This window comes from Deinococcus arcticus, assembly GCF_003028415.1.
Lineage (GTDB): Bacteria > Deinococcota > Deinococci > Deinococcales > Deinococcaceae > Deinococcus > Deinococcus arcticus.
This window is the reverse complement of sequence record NZ_PYSV01000001.1, coordinates 450,615-468,275: the sequence shown is the minus strand read 5'-3', so window position 1 is coordinate 468,275 and position 17,661 is coordinate 450,615. Positions and strand designations below refer to the sequence as shown.

Here is a 17,661-nt window from a genome sequence, read left to right as displayed (position 1 = left end):
GCTGTCACGGCCGCTGCCTTCAGCGGTGCCGGTCAGGGAACTCGGCCAGGTTGGCCTGGAACGTGCCCACGGTCAGGGTCTGGGGCTCACCGTTCACGGTAAAGGTCACCTGATCGCCGCTGACGGCGGTAATGGGCGCTGTAAACGCCACCCCGCCCTCGCCGCGCACCCTCGCTTTCAGGCCCAGCATGCGCTCAAAGTGCCGCGCCCGGATCAGGGGCCGCTTGGCGCCCGGCGACTCGAATTCCAATCGGTATTCCCCGGCAATAGGGTCCACGCGGTCGAATTCAGCCTCGGCGGCGCGGCTGGCCTTGGTCAGGTCGTCCACGGTCACGGGCTGCTCGTCCAGCCGGTCAATGCGAATGAGCACGACCGGCTGCCCGCCCAGGTTCTGCACCTGCACCTCCAGCACCTCGAAGCCCAGCGGCGCCAGGGCCTTGCGGGCCAGCCCTTCCAGATTGTGTGTTGCGTTGTTATTCATATTGTCTTGGCCAGGAAGACCCAGGCCTGCTTCACCACCCCCTCCACGAAAAAGGGTGGGTCACGGCCCACCCCCCGTTCGAGGAACGACCCCCAGTATACCGCACAGGGCGGCGTGGACCGGGGTTCGCTCACAAACGTCTGCCCGGCGCCGCGCGCCCCCTTGCGCATTGGCGCGCAGGCCCTTAGCATGTCAGGCCACGCGTGGGCGGTTAGCTCAGCGGTAGAGCTCTCGCCTTACAAGCGATAGGTCGGGGGTTCAAATCCCTCACCGCCCACCAGACCAAAGCCCCGCGCCATGCGGGGTTTTTTGCTAGAGGGCAGTGGGCTTCAGGCGTCGGCAGGCCGTTTCTGCATCAGCGCGGTGCGTTTGCACCTTGCCACCACCTCGCCCCGCCCGTTCAGGGCGCGGTGCTCCACGATCACAATCCCGGCGTCCGGTCGGCTGCGGCTCTCGCGCACCTCCAGCACCTCCGATTCCGCGCGAATGGTGTCGCCGTGAAAGACGGGCCTGGGAAACACCACGTCCGTCAGGCCAAGGTTGGCCACCAGCGTGCCCAGCGTCAGCTCGTGCACACTGAGGCCCACCAGCAGCGACAGAGTCAGCAGGCTGTTGACCAGCGGCCGGCCAAACTCGGTCTGCGCCGCGTATTCGTGGTCCAGGTGCAGGGGCTGGGGGTTCATGGTCAGCGTCGTAAAGAACACGTTGTCTGCCTCGGTCAGTGTGCGCGTGACGCGGTGGCGAATGACGGTGCCGGGCGTCAGTTCTTCCAGATAGCGGCCCTGGGGGCGCTGCAGGTCTTCATTCATGGGGGACCTCGGGGTGTGGGCTGTGGGGTGTAGGGCGTGGGAGAAAAGGCGAAAAGCAAGGGCCAGGGCTGGGTTGTCCCGCAACCCACACCCTACGTCCCACGACCCACCACAGCGCGCGCCGCCGCCAGCATCGGCTCGTCCACCATCTGCCCCTCAAAGGCGAAGGCGCCGTGACCGCTCAGACTGGCGTCGTGGGCGGCGGCCAGCAGGGCGCGGGCACGGTTCAATTCGGCCTCGGTGGCCCCAAAAATCTCGTGGGCCAGGGCCACCTGCGCCGGGTGAATGCACAGCTTGCCCGCGTAGCCCAGCGCGCGGCCCTGCGCGGCGTCCTCACGAAAGGCGGCCTCGTCGTTCAGGCGCGTGACCACGATGTCCAGCACCGGTACCCCCGCCAGCCGCGCGGCCAGCGCCACCTGCGAGCGGGCGTACAGCACCTCTAACCCTCCCGGCGTGCGCTGCCCGCCCAGGTCGGTGGTGTAGTCCTCGGCGCCAAAATAGGCCCATCCCACCGCGTCCTCGCGCAGGATGTCCAGGGCGTACCAGACGCCCGCGCCCGTTTCCAGCCCGGCCAGCAGAGGAAGGCTCAGGCCGCGCGCCTCTAGCGCCGCCACCACCCGCCGCACATCCGCCGCCGATTCCAGCTTGGGCACCACCACGCCGGCCAGTTCGGGCGTCAGCACCGCCAGGTCGTCTTCAAAGTAGGGAGAGTGCGGCGCGTTCACCCGCAGAAACACGGGCAGGTGAGGGTGGGCCGCCATCAGGTCGCGCGCGGCGTCGCGGGCCACGGGGCGGGCGGCGGCCTTGGCCTCGGGGGTGGCGGGAATGGCGTCTTCCAGGTCAATCACCACAGCGTCGGGCGCGCTGCGTGGCAGCTTGGCCACCAGTTCAGCGCGGTTGCCCGGCGCAAACAGCAGGCTGCGGGGACGCAGGGGCAGAGGAGGCGTCACACCCGGCCCCCGGAACGAACGTTTGTTCTCATGGTGCCCAGGATAGCGGCTTACCCGGCAGGGGTTTCCTGACGTTCCAGACGCAGCAGGGCGGGGGAGAGGAAGCCCGCCAGACACGCCGCCGCGCCCAGCACGCCGCCCACCATGAACAGGCCGCGCACGCCGAGCCATTCGCCCAGCGGCGCAGCCAGCGCCAGCCCCACCGGGCCCGCCAGCCCCATCACGGTGTTCAGCAGTGACAGCACCCGCCCCTGAAGGTGGTTGGGCACGGTGCGCTGCAGGGTGGCCGTCAGGGGCGCGTTGCCAAACGCGAAGGTCGCGCCGCTCACCACCCACCACACCACCGCCAGCCAGAACCAGTCCGCCGGGGCTGCTGCTGTCAGGGCCACTGTCAGGCACGAGGCCGCCAGCGCCAGCAGCACCGTGACGATGGGCCGTCCCGGGTTCAGGGCCGCCACCAGCAGACCGCCCGCAATCATGCCCACGCCCGACAGCCCTTCCATGAGGGCCACCTGCCCGGCCCCGCCGCCAAAATGGGCTTTCACCAGCAGCGGGGTCAGGGTGAAGGTGGGCATCACGACCAGGACCACCACGCCCAGCAGGCCGTACAGCCGCCGCAGCCCGGGGTTGCGCCACACCACACTCAGTCCTTCGCGGAATTCGGCCCAGACGCCCCGGCGGTCCTCGCGGGCCACGGTGTGTTGCGGAATACGGAACAGCAGCAGCGGGACAATGCCCAGCAGGGCGGTCACGACATCAATGCCCAGCGCGGCGCCCAGCGGCAGCACGCTGATGGCCAATGCCCCCAGCGGCGCGGCGGCCACCGTCATCAGGCCCTGCAGGGTCTGGTTAAACCCGGCGGCGCGCGGCAGGAATTCGGGCGGCACCAGCATGGCGGTGCTGGCGGCGGCGGCAGGTCCCTGAAAGGCCTGCATGGCGCTGCGAATAAACATCATGGTGTAGACGTGCCACAACTCCACGTTGCCGCTGGCGAACAGCCAGATCAGTACCCCCATGCACGCGGCGCTGACCGTATCCGCCACGATCATGATGGTGCGGCGGCTGTAACGGTCGGCAAAGGTGCCGCCCAGCGGCCCCAGCAGCGCCTGAGGTAGCAGCGCGGCCACGCCCGCCGTGCCCAGGGCGGCGGCGCTGCCCGTGGTGTCGGTAATCCACCACAGCAGCACAAACTGCGTCATGGCCGAGCCAATCAGCGACAGCGCCTGCCCGCCAAAAATGGCCCAGTAGCGGGTGGCCCAGCCTGGGCCGGGGTGTGGGGTGCCAGGGTGTTGGGGGCCAGAGGGCGCAGAAGTCAGCGGGTCCATGCGGTCAGCGCCTCCTGCATGGCCTGGGTCTGGGCCGGGCTCAAGCGGGGCTGCCCGGTCAGTTCGGCCAGCCAGTGGCCGTCGCAGGCCAGGCGAATGGCGTGCGCTGCGCCAGGGGGCAGGCCATCGGCCTCGGCGCGTTCCAGCAGAAACACCTGCGCCTGCGCCAGGGCAGCCAGCAACGCGGGTTGCCCGGCCAAGGGCACCAGGGCGCGGTGCAGGGCCGTGTCCTCGTCCTCCTCGCAGAAGGTCAGGGTGATGTACGCGCGCAGCCACGCCCCCGGCCGCTCGCCGTGTTCGGCCCGCTCTCGGGCATAGGCGGCCTCCAGCCCCTCCCGAAACTGCTCCACCAGCGCCAGCGCCAGCGCCTGAAGCAGGGCGTCGCGGGTGGGAAAGTGATGCAGCAGCCCCCCCTTGCTGACGCCAGCCGCACGCGCCACGGCGTCCAGCGACAGGGCGGCCCCCTGGTCCTGCACCACCTGCCGGGCGGCCCGCAGCAGGGCGGCGCGCGTGAGTTCGGGTTGACGGATTCTGGCCATACCCAGAGCATACCGTCCAGACGGTCGGTAAGAAAGAGGGAACCCGATGGGGGTGAAATGGGTGGGGTAATGCTGACCTCCGAGCAGGTGGGCGCGCCTGTGCAGGGGAGGAACGCAGGCCGTGTCCAGCGTCCTCAAGCCGCTCAAACGGCAGTTCGCTCAATGCCCCTTATCCAGCAGGGGGTTCCCACTCCCCACCCCGCCTGCCTAGTTTCAGCGTTGACCCGCCCCGGCGCGCCCCGGTACAGTTGGCCCCATGTTCGCGGCAACCAACAACGTGAATGATGATCCCTGTTAGGGGACGTCTTTGCCGCATACTGCGCCCCCGACCCCAGCACACGGAGTCGGGGGTTTTCCCTTCGCCCACAGGAGGCACTCCCATGACCCACACCGAAGCCCAGCAAGCCCACCTTCCCCGCACTCTCACCCGTGATCTGGCCGCACACGACGGCCAGCAGGTGCGCCTGCAAGGTTTTGTTCATGCCCGGCGCGACCTGGGCGGCGTGCAGTTCGTGGTGCTGCGGGATGTCTCTGGCCTGACCCAGTGCGTGGGCAGCGGCCTGAGCCTGCCCCTGGCCGAAAGCAGCGTGGAGATCGTGGGCACCGTCAAGGCCCATCCCAAGGCGCCGGGCGGCTTTGAAGTGCAGATTGCGGATTTCCGCGTCATCAGCGCCGCCGTGGAGCCCGCGCCCGTCGAGATTCCGAAGATGGAGTGGAACGTCAACCCCGAGACCATGTTGGACTACCGCGTGGTGACGGTGCGCGGCCTGAAAGAGCGCGCAGCCCTGAAGGTGCAGGCCGAACTGGTGGCCGCCTTCCGCGACCATCTGGGCACCGAGGGCTTTACCGAAATCAGCACGCCCAAGATCGTCTCGGCCGGGGCAGAGGGCGGCGCAAACCTGTTTCCCATTGACTACTTCGGGCGTCCGGCGTACCTGGCCCAGAGCCCGCAGCTGTACAAGCAGATCATGGTAGGTGTCTTCGAACGGGTGTACGAGGTCGCGCCCGTCTACCGCGCCGAGGAACATGCCACCAGCCGCCACCTGAACGAGTACCTGAGTCTCGACGTAGAGATGGGCTTCATTGAGGACGAGGAAGACGTGATGGCGCTGGAAAACCGCCTTCTGGCGGCCATCATGGAGCGGCTGAAAGAACGCTGCGCCCCCGAGTTTGCCCTGCTGGGCGCGACCATTCCCGAGGTGCCCACGCACATTCCCCGCATCACCCTGATGGACGCCCGCCAGCTGGTCACCGATCAGTTTGGCCACGCGGTGGGCGGCAAGGACCTTGACCCCGAAGCCGAGCGGCTCCTGTGCCAGCACTATGCGGAAACCCACGGCAGCGACTTCGTGTTCGTGACCAAATACCCGCGCGCCGCCCGGCCGTTTTACGCCCACCCCGACGCGAATGCAGACGGCACGCCCAGCCAGGAGCTCACGCGCGGCTTTGACCTGCTGTTCCGGGGCATTGAAATCACCTCGGGCGGGCAGCGCATCCATGACCACGCCATGCTGATGGACTCGATTGCCGCCTACAAGCTCAGCCCCGAGTCGCTGGCGGGCTACACCGAGGTCTTCAAGTACGGCATGCCCCCCCACGGCGGCTTTGCCATCGGTGCCGAGCGCCTGACCGCCAAGCTGCTGGGGATTGCCAACGTGCGCTATGCCCGTGCGTTTCCGCGTGACCGGCACCGGCTGACGCCTTAAGAAGGCCTGATGGCAGACAGCAGATGGCTTATGGCCCGCTAGCATGTCAGGCATGACGGGACAGGGCGGGAATGAGCAGGGGCTTGTCGAGGAATTCGCTCAGTTCAGCGTGGATGGTCAGCGGCTCTACGGCATGCTGCACCGGCCAGAGGGCACCCCGCCCGCGCAGGGCCATCCCAGTGTGATCATCCTGCACGGGTTTACGGGCAACCGGGGCGGCGATCACCGGCTGCTGCCGCTGCTGTCGAGGTATCTCGCGGCGCGGGGCGTGGCCAGCCTGCGCTTTGACTTCCGGGGCAGCGGAGAGTCTCAGGGGGACTTCAGCGAGATGACCGTCTCGCGCGAGGTGGAGGACACAGAGGCAGCCTTCGAGTACATCCGCCGTCAGCCGGGCCTGGACCCCGAGCGTGTGATGCTGCTGGGCTTCTCGATGGGCGGAATTGTAGCGGCGCTGGCGGCCCCGCAGGTGCGCCCGCACCGACTGGCGCTGTGGGCCCCGGCGCTGCCCGAGTTGTGGCTGCCCTTCCTGCGCGGCGGCTTTCTGCCGGCCACAGTCACCGATTACGGCGGCTGGCCGCTGGGCCGCGAGTTTTTGCAGGAGATGACCCGCCTGCGCCCGCTGGACGCCGCCGCCAGCTGGGGCGGCGAGGCCCGTGTGTTTCACGGCGACGCCGACCAGACCTGCCCGCCCGAATTCGGCGTGCGCTACGCCCGCGCCCTGGGCTGCGACGCAGTGGCCATTCCCGGCGCAGGCCACACCTTCGATTCTCTGGACGCGGTGGAGATGCTCTACCGCGAAACCGCGCGCTTTCTGACCGGCGGCTAGGCCGTGGCCCACAGGGCCGCCGCTTCCTCACGGATGGGCCGCAGTTCGGGGTCCGGGCGACCCAGCACATACCCCTGGGCATAGTCGGCGCCCAGTTCGCGCAGCAGGCGCAGGGATTGCAGGTCCTCTACCCCTTCGGCCACCACCTGAATCCCCAGATCGTGGGCGTAGGCGATCAGGGCGGCCAGCAGGCCCAGGCGCGGGTCGTGGGACGTGAGGTTCTGGCTCAGGGCCCGGTCCAGCTTCACGATGTCCGGGCGCAGTTCGTCCAGATAGGTCAGGCTGGTGTACCCGGCCCCCAGATCGTCCAGGGCCACGCGCGCACCCTCGGCCCGGTAGCGCGACAGGATGCGGCGCAGCATCTTCAGGTCGGGAAAACGCTCGCTCTCGGTGACCTCGAACACCAGACGCTGGAAGTCTGCCCCCACCTCGCGGCAGGCGGCAAAGGTGGTCTGCAGACACACGTCCGGGTTATAGACCACCCCCGGCGCGAAGTTAATAAACAGCTGCTGCTCGCTGCCCAGCCGGGGCGCGGCCTGCCGGATGGCCTCGCGCCGCGCCTGGGCGTCAAAGGCGCGCAGGTGACGGTGGCCCTCGGCGGCGCGCAGCAGGTCAAAGGCCCCGATGCGCCGCTCCCTCAGCTGCGCGCGCACCAGCGCCTCGTAGCCGGTCACCGCGCCGCTGCCCAGCGCCACGATGGGCTGCAGGTCGAAGGTCAGGTGCGCCAGGGCCTCCGGGTACCAGGGTGTCTCCAGGCACACCAGCCACTCGGCCAGGGGCCGCAGCTGCCAGGGGTCCGGTTCACCGGAGGGCAGCGCCGGGGTGGCCAGCAGCTCCCCCTGGCCCGACGGCCCGGCCAGTTCCAGCAGCGCCCGGAGGTCCGCCTGCGCCGAGGCTGGAAAGAGGCGCGCTTCTGCCTCGCCCAGCAGGCGCCGCACATGGCGGGTCTCCCCCCGGACCCACAGACCGCCTTCCATAACGCCTACAGGCGGCGCAAACGCCAGACAATCGCACAGATGAGGAGAACGCTGAGGGGGAACAGACATCATTGGCCTCACGGTGTCATAACAAGTCTGTAGGAGTTCTTTCAAAAACTGACCCCGCGCACGGCTGACGCGTGGTCCGGGCAGGTGAAACAGGGGAGATCGTCTCAGCATACCGGGGCCCGGCCCCGGCCGCCCCGTTGCCTTGGGAAAGCATGAATGAGAACGCAGGGTGGTGGCTGGCCAGCTCAGGCCCGCGTGGCCGCGCCTGTGTCCCCGGGCGCCTCTGGTCCACTGCACAGCTGGTCGCGTCCGGCAGCCTTGGCAGCGAACAGCCGCTGATCGGCCAGGCGCAGCAGGGCGGTGATGTCGGGGGCTTCGGCCAGGGTGGCGTGCCCGGCGCTGAGGGTCACCCCCAGGGCCGGGGCCAGTTCCAGGGCGCGCACCCCGCGCAGGGTGCGTTCCAGCACCGTGCTGGCCTCGGCGGGGCGCAGGTCGGCCAGCACCAGCAGAAACTCCTCGCCGCCCCAGCGCACCACAAGGTCGCCGGCGCGCACCTGCGCCCGCAGCGTCTGGGCCACGCGCGCCAGGGCCTCGTCGCCCTGTTCGTGGCCCCAGGTGTCATTGACCCGCTTGAAATGGTCTATGTCGCACAGCGCCACGCTCAGGCGCTCGGGCTGGGCCGCCCAGGTGTCGGCCAGCGCCAGCAGCTGGCTGTGCCCAGAGCGGCGGTTTAGGCAGCCGGTGAGGGGATCGGTGGCCGCCAGCGCCGCCAGCTCCACACTGCGCGCCCGCTCGCCCGAGACGATGCGCCCGTGCACCGTCAGATACCACGTGAGCGGCAACACCAGGCCGGTGAGCAGCAGCCCCGGCAGATCCGGCGCGCGGCTGAAGGTGGCTCCCGCCGCCAGCAGCAGATACGCCGGCGTGACAATCAGGGCCGCTGCGCGCGCGGGCAGCCACGTGTAGGCAAACAGCGCCAGCAGCACCATGTGAATCAGCAGCCCCGAGGTGATCGGCCGGGCGGTGCGAAACACACTGATCACGTTCAGCAGCAGCCACGTGGCCACCGCGCCCACCACCAGCTTCTGCAGCGTGCCCAGGCGAATGGCCTGCACCCGGGTCAGCACCAGCAGCAGGACAGCGAAGCCCAGCCCCAGATCGGCCTGCAGGGCGCGGGCCAGCTGTTCGGGCTGGGTATGCAGGTGCATGGAGGTGGCAGTCTGCATCAGCACCGCCAGGGCCGCCAGCGCTGACATGAAGTTGCGCTGCTGCCGTTCGCTCAGGCTGGGTTCGCCTGTCTCGCGCTGCATTCGAGCACTGTAAAGCATTCCGGCGGATGGGCGCCCGGTGCAGGCGCCGCCCCCTGCAGGCCCCGCTGCCCAGCGGCCTGAAGGGGCTGACCTTCAGCGCGGGGCCGGCGCAAATTCCAGCAGCATCCGGTGAGACAGCCCCCGCCCCGAGGCCACCTGCCACGCGCGGCGGCCGTCGCCCGCCTGCACCGCCGCCATGAAACGTTCGTCGGCCGCCAGTGTGGTCAGCAGCCAGAAGTCCCCCCAGACCTCCAGGCCCCAGGCGCGGCGCATGGCGCGCGAGGCGGCGGTCCACACCGGCTCTGAGAGGTGTTCGAGCGGCGCGATGAAATGCAGTTCGCCGTCGGTACCGGGCGTGCGGGCCACGGCGCGCTGGTACTCGGCCTGCTCTCGCGGGCCTATGGTTTCCCAGGTTTCGGCGGCGCAGTAGCGGGCCGGCAGGGCGCTGAAGGTGTCGCGGCAGCGGGTGGGGCGGGCGTCATAGCGGCTGCACCCGCCCGTGCTGCGGTCCAGGATGGGGCAAAAGCCCACCTGCAGGCGGTGGCGGCGCACGTATTCTTCCTCGTCTGGGGCGGTGCGCGCGTTGGCCACCGCCGCGCGGGCGTGGGCTTCGACTGCGCGGGCCAGTTCCGCGTCCAGAGTGGCGGCCATGATCCGGGCCTCGGCCAGGCTGACGCGAATGGGCATGGTGCAGCAGGCGGTGCAGCCGGCGCCGCAGTACACCTGCCCGCCGCGCTGGGCGTAGCCGTCCAGCCAGCTGCGGGCCTGCCGGCCATAGCGGGCGTAGGCGTGCTGAACCGCCGCCGTCACGGGGTCAGAGGAAGAAGCAGAACCGGTCATGCGGGGCAGGGTAGCGCGGGTATACTACGGCCAACGTGTTCCGACGCCCACGAACCCCCCAGCAGACGCCTGGCCCCACCGACGCGCGCGCGCCCGGGCCCAGCGAGAACACTGACGCCACCCGGGTTGTTGCCGACCTGCTGGCCCGCCCCACCCAGGAGGGCATTCTGGAAGGCGCACTGGCCCACGCCGCCACCCTGATGGGCGGTTCGGTACAGGGCTTTGCCGTCGTGCGCCGGGGTCAGGACCGGGTGGCCGCGGTGCTGGGCTACCCCAAGAGCCTGCTGGGGCTGTCGCTGGGGGGGCCCTGGGCCTCCATGCGCCCGCGGGTGCTGACCGACGGCGCCCGCGAACTGTACGAGGGCAGCCCCCCCGAGGCCGCGCCGCTGCTGGACGAGGCGGGCATGAAGGCCGTGACCCTGTCACTGGTGGTGCCGCTGACGGTGCGCGGACGCAACCTGGGCGCCCTGGTGCTGGACCGCACCAGCGAGGGCGGCCTGCCCCCCGCTGCCCAGGAGGCCGTGACCAAATGGGCGGCGGCCGTGGCCCCCCTGATGGGCGTGCTGGAGGGCCGCGAGGAGTGGCGCGCGGCCTCGCGCCAGCTGACCGGCGCCCTGGTTGAAGCTGTGGAAAGCGGGGAGTTTGACGCCCTGGGCCACGCCCAGGCCGTCACCGACCTGAGCCTGAAGTTGGGCAAGCTGGTGGGCCTGACCGAGCGCGAACAGGAAGAGTTGTGGTACGCCGCCATGCTGCACGACATCGGCAAGATTCACGGCGAGCAGGGCCACGCGCAGGTGGGGGCCAACTTCCTGCACGGCGTGCCGCACCTCGCCGAGGCCATGAAGGCGGTGCGCCACCACCACGAACGCTGGGACGGCCAGGGCGAACCCGACCGGCTGGCGGGCGAGGACATTCCGCTGTATGCCCGCATTCTGGCGGTGGCCAATCTGGCGGTGCGCATGGGCGGCCCCGACCGCGTAAAGGGGCAGGCGGGCAAGGCGCTGGACCCGCGTCTGGTGGCGCTGCTGGAGAAACTGCCGCAGTGACGGGGCTGGGCAACCCGGGCGCCCCGCACGGCCGCAGCACGCGTCAGTGGAGGCCACGTTGACCCTGCGCCCGGCCCCCACCGGCGACGCACCGGCCTCGCGCTTTCCGGTGCTCGAAGCCCGCTACGGGCCGCTGAGCCCTATGGATTCGGGCATGCAAAGCCGCGTGTATGCCACCGCCGACGGGCAGACGGTGGTGAAGGTGTACCGCAACCACCAGGGCGACCACCGCACCGAGGCCGCCAACATGCGCCGCGCGGGCCTGGGCCACTGGGTGGTGGAAGCCACCGAGGCTGACGGCGTGGAGGCCCTGGTGCTGCGCCGCTTTCCGGGCCGCCCCCTGCGCCGCCCGGATTTGCCCCGCGCGCTGGGCCCCCTGCGCCAGCAGCTGGCGGCGCTGCACCGCGAGCCCGCCGGCACCGTGAACTTAAGCCGCATTCACGAGCGCCTGCGCCGGTTTCGCAGCGCCCTGGCGGCCTACCCCCTGGGCGACCTGTTCGACGCCGTGGAGATTCCGCTGGAACGCGGCCTGCTGTCTGGCCCGGCGGCCTTCTGCCACCTGGACCTGTGGCACGACAACCTCCTGATTCACCCCGAGCGGGCCGAGGTGCTGATCATTGACTGGACCAAGGCCGCCCCCGACGACCCCCTGCGCGACCTCGCCCTGCTGAAAACCGGCACCCTGGATCTGCTGCCGCCCGACGAGAGCCTGCAGGCCGCGCTGACCTTCCTGCCGGACCACGCCCCCGCCACCCTCACGCGCTACCGCGCCTACCTTGCCATGACCACCCTGCACGACCTGTACTGGTTCCTGATGAACGAGCCCTACGAATTTGAAGGCCAGCGGGATGCCAAGGTGCCCCGGGCCCGGCACGCCCTGGCGCGGCTGCCCGCATAGTGCGCACCTTCGCTATGGTGTGGGCATGGTTACGGTTGTCTCTCACCCCCTGGTACAACACAAGCTGTCGGTTATGCGCGATGTGCGCACCGGCGTCAAGGAATTCCGCGAACTGGCCGGCGAACTGAGCCTGCTGCTGGCCTATGAAGCCATGCGCGACCTGGAACTGGCCCCCGAGCGCCTGAGCACGCCTCTGACGAGCGCCGACTTTCCCATGCTGAGCGGCAAGAAGCTGGCCCTGGTGGCCATTCTGCGCGCCGGGCTGGTCATGACCGACGCCATTACCCAGCTGGTGCCTGCCGCCAAGGTGGGCCACATCGGCCTGTACCGCGACCCCGAAACGCTGGCGCCCGTGGCCTACTACAACAAGCTGCCCGCCGACATTGCCGAGCGCCGCGTCTTTCTCACCGACCCCATGCTGGCCACGGGCGGCAGTGCCAGCGCCGCCATCGCCTTTCTGAAGGAGGCAGGGGCCACCACCATCAAGCTCATGTGTATCCTGGCGGCCCCCGAGGGCATCGCCGTCATTGAGCGCGACCACCCGGACGTGGAAATCGTGGTGGCGGCCGTGGACAGCCACCTCAACGACCACGGCTATATCGTGCCCGGGCTGGGCGACGCCGGGGACCGGATTTACGGCACAAAGTAAGCGCGGGGCAGGCCGGGTCTCCACGGGCCTGCCCCCCTTCTTCTGGTGGACGCCCGGAGCCGGCCTGAGCCGTTACACTTGGGGCCGTTTATGGACGCATTGCAGGCGCTGGCCGCACAGCTGGGGATCGCCGACCTTCGGGGCCGGGGCTTTCTCAGCGTACTGATCACCTTTATCACGGCGGGGCTGTTTACGTGGTTTTTTATTCCCCGCCTGCGCGCCTTTGCCATTCAGGCCGGCTGGGCGGATCAGCCCAACGAACGCCGCCTCAACAAAGAACCCCTGCCCAACGCGGGTGGGCTGGCCATCTACGGCGGCTTTCTGGTCAGCATCATCGTGGCATGGGCGCTGCGGCCCATCGCCGTGGACCTCGTGAATATTCAGGTGCTGGCGATTCTGCTGGGGGCCACGCTGCTGGTGCTGGTGGGCTTTATTGATGACCAGTACGGGCTTTCGCCGCTGTCCCGGCTGGTGGTACAGACCCTGGCGGCGGTGCTGCTGCTCGTCAACGACCTGCGGGTGGACCTGAACGCCATTCCGTTCATGCCGGCGCTGCCCGAACTGATCAACCAGCCGCTGAGTTCCCTGGTCACCATTCTGTGGGTGGTGGGCCTGACGAACGCCGTGAACCTCCTGGACGGCGTAGACGGCGTGGTGGGCGGCGTGGCCTTTGTGGCCAGCTTTGTGCTGCTGGCCACGGCCGCGCAGTTCCCCGACCGCGCGGCGGCGGTGGTGCTGCTGGCCGGGCTCTCGGGCGCCGCGCTGGGCTACCTGCGGCACAACTTCAACCCCAGCCGCATCATCATGGGCGACGCGGGCAGCACCCTGTTCGGCTACACGCTGGCAGCGGTGAGCCTGCTGGGCACCCTGAAGTTCAGCGCCGGGGCCAGCCTGCTGGTGCCCCTGATCGTCCTGGCGCTGCCGCTGCTCGACACCACGCAGGTGGTGATTGGCCGCCTGGCGCGCGGTATCCGCAACCCCCTGCGGCACCCCGACAAGACCCACATCCACCACCGCGTGCTGGCCCGCACCGCCAGCGCGCGGCGCACAGCCGTGATTCTGTGGCTGGTGGCGCTGGCCTGCGGCGCGGTCGGCATGTCCCTGCAGGGCCTGCGCCCGGGGGCCATTGGCGGCACCGTGCTCACGGCCGCGCTGTGCCTGTTTTTCGTCGCCTACCGCCGCATTCGCGCGCAGAACCTGGAAATCGCGCGGGAAGGAACCCCATGAAGCAGATTGTCCTGGCCTTCGGCACCCGCCCCGAGGCGACCAAGATGGCCCCGGTGTACACAGCCGTGCAGGCGCGCGGCGACCTGCGCCCCCAGATTCTCTCGACCGGGCAGCAGCGCCAGATGCTCGACGGCGCCCTGGCCGTCTTTGGCCTGACCCCCGACCGCGACCTGAACGTGATGACCGAGCGCCAGACCCTGGCCGACCTGACCGCCCGCATCGTGCCGCAGGCCGGCCGGGTGCTGCGCGAGATGGGCGCGGACATGGTGCTGGTGCACGGCGACACCACCACCTCGTTCTGCGTGGCGCTGGCCGCCTTCTATGAGGGCATCCCCGTGGGCCACGTGGAAGCCGGCCTGCGCAGCGGCAGCCTGAAAGAACCCTTCCCGGAAGAAGCCAACCGCCGCCTGACCGGTGTACTCTCCACCCTGGACTTCGCCCCCACCCCCGGCAGCCGCGCCAACCTGCAGCGCGAGGGCAAGGCAGATACCGGCATCTTCGTGACCGGCCAGACGGCCGTGGACGCGGTGCGCGAGGTGGCCGGGCGTGTGCCCCTGCGCCCCGAATGGCGCGCGCGGGTGCAGGCCGGCCAACCGCTGGTCACCGTGACCATGCACCGCCGCGAGAACCAGCCCATGATGCGCGAGATGGCGCAGGCCCTGGCCCGCGTGGCGCAGGTTCACCCGGACCACCACTTCATCTATCCGGTGCACCTCTCGCCCGCCGTGCAGGAGGCCGTGCGCCCGGTGCTGTCCGGCGTGCCCAACTTTGAGCTGACCGAGCCGCTGGACTACAGCGATATGGCGCCCCTGATGGCGGCGTCCCGGCTGCTGGCCACCGACAGCGGCGGCCTGCAGGAAGAGGGCGCCGCCCTGGGCGTGCCCGTCGCCGTGCTGCGCAACGTGACCGAGCGCCCTGAAGGGCTGGAGGCAGGCGTGCTGACCCTGGCGGGCAACGACCCGGCGCGCCTGGAAACCGTGCTGAACGGTCTGCTGGACAGTGAAGCCACCCTGACTGCCATGAAAACCGCGCGCAACCCCTACGGCGACGGCCACGCGGGGGCGCGCATCGCCTCGGCCATCGCGTGGCACTTTGGGCTGGCGGAGCGCCCCGCCGACTGGCGCTGAGGGCCAGTCCCTGGGGCCAGCCCACGCGGCCCCTGGGCTACACTGAGCCTCCATGCCTGCGTCTGATACGCCCCTGGCCCTGATCGGTTACGCCCCCCAGGCGGCGCGTGCCCTGCGCGACCTGGGGCTGGTGGCCGTTTCGGTGCCCACCGATGACCCCAGAAGTGTGCTGGACGCCTGCCGCGCCCTGCGCTTCACCGGGGCCCTGGTGCAGACCGCGCTGCAGGGCCCCGTCTTCGAGCACGTCACCGCCGACAGCGCTGCCCGGCGGGTGGGCCGGGTGGACGCTGTGGCCCTGACCGCTGGCCTGCACGGTACCTTTGCCAGTGCCGACGCCCTGACCGATGTGCTGCACGACAGCGGATACGCCTCGCGCGGGGCCAGCGCCGTGCTGCTGGGCCAGCACGCCAGCGACCTGGCGCTGGCCCTGCCACTGGCCCGCCTGGGCTTCACCGAACTGGGCGTGGTGGCCGCCAGCGCCCCCGACGCCGAGCGCGCCGCCCGCGACGTGCCGGCTGGCGTGCGGGTGTATCCCCTGAGCCGCCGAGACGCCAGCGTGGCCGATCTGGCAGGCCGCGCCGACCTGATTGTGCTGACGGCCGGTGAACTGCCCCACGGCCTCGTGCAGCCCTACCACACGGTCATTGACCTGACCGGCCACGCCAACGTGAGCGGCACGGGCGCCAGCAGCCTGGACCTGCGCCCCCTGCCCCTGCGCCGCCTGGCCCGCCAGCTGGCCCACGCCACCGGGCAGCGGTTTCACCCCCAGGAACTGGAAGGCGCGCTGCACGCGCTGGAATAGGGCTGTGGGAAAAGAGAAAAGCGTCGCCCCCTCCGCACTGTCGGGAGGGGGCGAACACTTGCGGCGCTTCTTGAGCGCCTACTGGGTGCTCCTGGGGTCCAGCACGTCGCGCAGGCCGTCGCCCAGCAGATTGAAGCCCAGCACCGTCAGGAAAATGGCCAGCCCCGGGAACACCATGGTCCACGGCGCGTCAATGTAGTACTGGCGGCTGTCGCTGATCATGGTGCCCCATTCCGGCAGGGGCGGCTGCGCGCCAATGCCCAGGAAGCCCAGGGCCGCCACCTCGATGGTTGCCGTGGCGATACTCAGGGCGCCCTGCACAATCAGCGGCGAGAGGCTGTTGGGCAGCACGTGCCGGAAGATCATGCGGCCCTGGCTGGCGCCCAGCGCCCCGGCGGCCTGCACGAATTCGCGTTCGCGCACCGAGAGCACCACGCCGCGGGCCAGTCGCAGATACACCGGCACCTGCACCAGCGACACCGCCAGCATGGCCGTCACCAGTTGCGGGCTGTTCAGGGCAAACAGCCGGTCCAGGCCCGCAATCAGCAGCGGCGGGTTATCGCTGGAAAAGATGCTGGCAAACCCGATGGCCAGCAGAATGCTGGGAAAGGCCAGCATCACGTCGGTCAGGTAGCCCAGCACCGAGTCCAGCCAGCCGCCAAAGTACCCGGCCAGCACCCCCAGCAGCGAGCCGATGACCAGCGCCAGGACCGTGCTGACCACGCCCACCTTCAGGCTGATGCGCGTGCCGTGCAGCACACGGGTCATGATGTCGCGGCCCAGATTGTCGGTGCCCAGCGGCGCGGCCCAGATGTTGACCTGACCGGTCACCGGGTCGGTGTAGGTTTCGGCCACCTCCTTGTTCCACAGCGCCGTCACGCTGGGGGGTTTCAGGGTCATGCGGTAATTACGGTCGGTGGTGGGGTCGTAGGGCTTGATGACGCTGGCAAAGACGGCCAGCAGCACGAAAACGGCCACGATGAGGGCGCCCACCTTGCCGGGCACGGAACGGCGGAAGCGCCGCCAGAAGATGCTGTCCGTTTTGCGCTTGGGAACGGGAACGGTTGCGGTTGTCATCTCTCCCAGCTCCTTTAGCTGTACTGAATGCGGGGGTCCAGCGCCGCATAGCTCAGGTCCACGATCAGGTTGGCCAGGCTGACCACCAGCGCCGCGAAAATCACGCCGCCCTGAATGATGGGATAGTCGCGCTGACTGATCGCGTCGTACACCCACGAGCCGATGCCGGGCCACGAGAAGATGGTCTCGGTCAACACGGCGCCGCCCAGCAGCGCGCCTGCCTGCAGGCCAATCACCGTCACGACCGGCAGCAGGGCGGTGCGCAGGGCGTGGCGCAGGGTCACGTTGCGGCTGGTCAGGCCCTTGGCGCGGGCGGTGCGCACGTAATCCTGCCCTAGCACGTCCAGCATGGAGGAGCGGGTAATCCGGGCAATGATGGCCAGCGGAATGCTGCCCAGCGCGATGGCCGGCAGAATCAGGTGGCGCAGGGCGTCCCAGGCGGCGGCCGGTTGCCCACGCAGCAGAGCGTCCAGAATATTGAAGCCCGTGATGGGCTGAATGTCATAGTCCGTGCCCAGGCGGCCACTGGGGGGCAGCCAGCCCAGCTTGACTGCAAAGAAATACGACAGCAGCAGGCCCAGCCAGAACACGGGCATGCTGACCCCCACCAGCGAAATGGTGGTGGCCAGGTTGTCCCACATGCTGTTGCGCCGCAGCGCCGCCACGATGCCGGCAGGCATGCCAATGAGCAGCGCAAACAGCAGCGCCGCGATGCTCAGCTCGGCGGTGGCGGGAAAGCGGGCCCTCAGGTCCTCCCAGACTGGAATGTTGCTTTTCAGGCCCGAGCCCAGGTCGCCCTGCAGCAGCGCGGCCATGTACTTGGGGTACTGGGCGTCTAAGGGATTGGCCGGATTGAAAAACCACGGCTTGTTCAGGCCCAGCTGCTCGCGCAGGGCCGCCGCCGCTTCTGGCGTGGCGCGCTCGCCCAGCATGGCGACCGCCGGGTCACCGGGAATGGAACGCACAAACACAAACACCACCAAGCTGATGCCCAGCATGACCAGCAGGGTCCGCAGCAGGCGGCGAATCAGGTAACTGCCCAAAGCAGACCTCCAGAGGGAAA

Annotated in this window: 18 protein-coding genes and 1 tRNA gene; 9 read left to right on the top strand and 10 right to left on the bottom strand. The window is 69.5% G+C overall.

The features are described 5' to 3' along the window. Positions 1-19: 19 nt before the first annotated feature. Positions 20-481, bottom strand: a complete 462-nt coding sequence (gene rimP, locus C8263_RS02190) for a ribosome maturation factor RimP (RefSeq protein WP_107136428.1) — start codon at positions 479-481, stop codon at positions 20-22. A gap of 205 nt (positions 482-686) precedes the next feature. Here rimP and C8263_RS02185 point away from each other — a divergent pair. Beyond that, positions 687-761 (top strand) — tRNA-Val (locus C8263_RS02185). Between the two features lie 49 nt (positions 762-810). Here C8263_RS02185 and C8263_RS02180 read toward each other — a convergent pair. The 4 genes from C8263_RS02180 to C8263_RS02165 form a co-directional block, all read right to left on the bottom strand. Beyond that, positions 811-1,290, bottom strand: coding sequence for a MaoC family dehydratase (locus tag C8263_RS02180; RefSeq protein WP_107136427.1), 480 nt, complete (start codon positions 1,288-1,290; stop codon positions 811-813). Between the two features lie 92 nt (positions 1,291-1,382). Next, complete coding sequence (locus C8263_RS02175; protein ID WP_233218583.1) at positions 1,383-2,240, bottom strand: HpcH/HpaI aldolase/citrate lyase family protein; 858 nt, start codon at positions 2,238-2,240, stop codon at positions 1,383-1,385. A gap of 50 nt (positions 2,241-2,290) precedes the next feature. Further along, complete coding sequence (locus C8263_RS02170; RefSeq protein ID WP_107136426.1) at positions 2,291-3,565, bottom strand: MFS transporter; 1,275 nt, start codon at positions 3,563-3,565, stop codon at positions 2,291-2,293. Then, positions 3,553-4,104, bottom strand: a complete 552-nt coding sequence (locus C8263_RS02165) for a TetR/AcrR family transcriptional regulator (protein WP_107136425.1) — start codon at positions 4,102-4,104, stop codon at positions 3,553-3,555. The genes C8263_RS02170 and C8263_RS02165 overlap by 13 nt, the downstream gene beginning before the upstream one ends. A gap of 380 nt (positions 4,105-4,484) precedes the next feature. Between C8263_RS02165 and aspS the strand changes: the two genes are divergently transcribed. Together aspS and C8263_RS02155 are read left to right on the top strand one after the other, a co-directional pair. Next, positions 4,485-5,810, top strand: a complete 1,326-nt coding sequence (gene aspS / locus C8263_RS02160) for an aspartate--tRNA(Asn) ligase (RefSeq protein ID WP_107136424.1) — start codon at positions 4,485-4,487, stop codon at positions 5,808-5,810. Between the two features lie 52 nt (positions 5,811-5,862). Next, complete coding sequence (locus tag C8263_RS02155) at positions 5,863-6,636, top strand: alpha/beta hydrolase family protein (protein ID WP_107136423.1); 774 nt, start codon at positions 5,863-5,865, stop codon at positions 6,634-6,636. Here C8263_RS02155 and C8263_RS02150 read toward each other — a convergent pair. The 3 genes from C8263_RS02150 to C8263_RS02140 all read right to left on the bottom strand — a co-directional run bounded on the left by C8263_RS02150 (position 6,633) and on the right by C8263_RS02140 (position 9,772). Then, the gene (locus C8263_RS02150; protein WP_107136422.1) at positions 6,633-7,613 is read right to left on the bottom strand and encodes an EAL domain-containing protein; all 981 of its coding nucleotides are present in this window, start codon (positions 7,611-7,613) and stop codon (positions 6,633-6,635) included. The genes C8263_RS02155 and C8263_RS02150 overlap by 4 nt on opposite strands. 254 nt (positions 7,614-7,867) lie before the next feature. After that, positions 7,868-8,932 carry a GGDEF domain-containing protein gene (locus C8263_RS02145; RefSeq protein ID WP_107136421.1) on the bottom strand — a complete coding sequence of 355 codons (1,065 nt, stop codon included), beginning with the start codon at positions 8,930-8,932 and terminating at the stop codon, positions 7,868-7,870. A gap of 93 nt (positions 8,933-9,025) precedes the next feature. Next, positions 9,026-9,772, bottom strand: a complete 747-nt coding sequence (locus C8263_RS02140; protein WP_107136420.1) for a YkgJ family cysteine cluster protein — start codon at positions 9,770-9,772, stop codon at positions 9,026-9,028. A gap of 35 nt (positions 9,773-9,807) precedes the next feature. On the opposite strand from C8263_RS02140, the gene C8263_RS02135 reads away from it, so the two are divergent. The 6 genes from C8263_RS02135 to C8263_RS02110 all read left to right on the top strand — a co-directional run bounded on the left by C8263_RS02135 (position 9,808) and on the right by C8263_RS02110 (position 15,521). Then, positions 9,808-10,818, top strand: a complete 1,011-nt coding sequence (locus C8263_RS02135; RefSeq protein ID WP_233218582.1) for an HD domain-containing phosphohydrolase — start codon at positions 9,808-9,810, stop codon at positions 10,816-10,818. A gap of 58 nt (positions 10,819-10,876) precedes the next feature. Then, positions 10,877-11,716: a phosphotransferase family protein gene (locus C8263_RS02130; protein ID WP_233218581.1), complete on the top strand. Its 840-nt coding sequence runs from the start codon at positions 10,877-10,879 to the stop codon at positions 11,714-11,716. Positions 11,717-11,741: 25 nt separating this feature from the next. After that, on the top strand, positions 11,742-12,365 hold the full coding sequence (gene upp, locus C8263_RS02125; RefSeq protein WP_107136419.1) for a uracil phosphoribosyltransferase: 624 nt from the start codon (positions 11,742-11,744) through the stop codon (positions 12,363-12,365). A 90-nt stretch (positions 12,366-12,455) separates the two neighbouring features. After that, on the top strand, positions 12,456-13,592 hold the full coding sequence (locus C8263_RS02120) for an MraY family glycosyltransferase (RefSeq protein WP_107136418.1): 1,137 nt from the start codon (positions 12,456-12,458) through the stop codon (positions 13,590-13,592). Next, on the top strand, positions 13,589-14,719 hold the full coding sequence (gene wecB / locus C8263_RS02115; protein ID WP_107136417.1) for a non-hydrolyzing UDP-N-acetylglucosamine 2-epimerase: 1,131 nt from the start codon (positions 13,589-13,591) through the stop codon (positions 14,717-14,719). Before C8263_RS02120 ends, wecB begins: the two co-directional genes overlap by 4 nt. A gap of 52 nt (positions 14,720-14,771) precedes the next feature. Continuing rightward, positions 14,772-15,521, top strand: coding sequence for a shikimate dehydrogenase (locus tag C8263_RS02110; RefSeq protein ID WP_107136416.1), 750 nt, complete (start codon positions 14,772-14,774; stop codon positions 15,519-15,521). A 78-nt stretch (positions 15,522-15,599) separates the two neighbouring features. On the opposite strand, the gene C8263_RS02105 is transcribed toward C8263_RS02110, so the two are convergent. Further along, entirely contained in the window at positions 15,600-16,598 is a 999-nt protein-coding gene (locus C8263_RS02105) for an ABC transporter permease (RefSeq protein ID WP_107136415.1), read from the bottom strand. Positions 16,599-16,612: 14 nt separating this feature from the next. Beyond that, positions 16,613-17,641, bottom strand: coding sequence for an ABC transporter permease (locus C8263_RS02100; RefSeq protein WP_107136414.1), 1,029 nt, complete (start codon positions 17,639-17,641; stop codon positions 16,613-16,615). Positions 17,642-17,661 lie beyond the last annotated feature (20 nt).

What these genes read in the sequence shown, in the direction of transcription:
- C8263_RS02180 (WP_107136427.1), bottom strand. Translation starts at nt 1,290, where the DNA reads ATGAATGAAGACCTGCAGCGCCCCCAGGGCCGCTATCTGGAAGAACTG.
- C8263_RS02150 (WP_107136422.1), bottom strand. Translation starts at nt 7,613, where the DNA reads ATGGAAGGCGGTCTGTGGGTCCGGGGGGAGACCCGCCATGTGCGGCGC.
- C8263_RS02145 (WP_107136421.1), bottom strand. Translation starts at nt 8,932, where the DNA reads ATGCAGCGCGAGACAGGCGAACCCAGCCTGAGCGAACGGCAGCAGCGC.
- C8263_RS02165 (WP_107136425.1), bottom strand. Translation starts at nt 4,104, where the DNA reads ATGGCCAGAATCCGTCAACCCGAACTCACGCGCGCCGCCCTGCTGCGG.
- C8263_RS02110 (WP_107136416.1), top strand. Translation starts at nt 14,772, where the DNA reads ATGCCTGCGTCTGATACGCCCCTGGCCCTGATCGGTTACGCCCCCCAG.
- C8263_RS02105 (WP_107136415.1), bottom strand. Translation starts at nt 16,598, where the DNA reads ATGACAACCGCAACCGTTCCCGTTCCCAAGCGCAAAACGGACAGCATC.
- aspS (WP_107136424.1), top strand. Translation starts at nt 4,485, where the DNA reads ATGACCCACACCGAAGCCCAGCAAGCCCACCTTCCCCGCACTCTCACC.
- rimP (WP_107136428.1), bottom strand. Translation starts at nt 481, where the DNA reads ATGAATAACAACGCAACACACAATCTGGAAGGGCTGGCCCGCAAGGCC.
- C8263_RS02120 (WP_107136418.1), top strand. Translation starts at nt 12,456, where the DNA reads ATGGACGCATTGCAGGCGCTGGCCGCACAGCTGGGGATCGCCGACCTT.
- C8263_RS02140 (WP_107136420.1), bottom strand. Translation starts at nt 9,772, where the DNA reads ATGACCGGTTCTGCTTCTTCCTCTGACCCCGTGACGGCGGCGGTTCAG.
- wecB (WP_107136417.1), top strand. Translation starts at nt 13,589, where the DNA reads ATGAAGCAGATTGTCCTGGCCTTCGGCACCCGCCCCGAGGCGACCAAG.
- C8263_RS02155 (WP_107136423.1), top strand. Translation starts at nt 5,863, where the DNA reads ATGACGGGACAGGGCGGGAATGAGCAGGGGCTTGTCGAGGAATTCGCT.
- C8263_RS02170 (WP_107136426.1), bottom strand. Translation starts at nt 3,565, where the DNA reads ATGGACCCGCTGACTTCTGCGCCCTCTGGCCCCCAACACCCTGGCACC.
- upp (WP_107136419.1), top strand. Translation starts at nt 11,742, where the DNA reads ATGGTTACGGTTGTCTCTCACCCCCTGGTACAACACAAGCTGTCGGTT.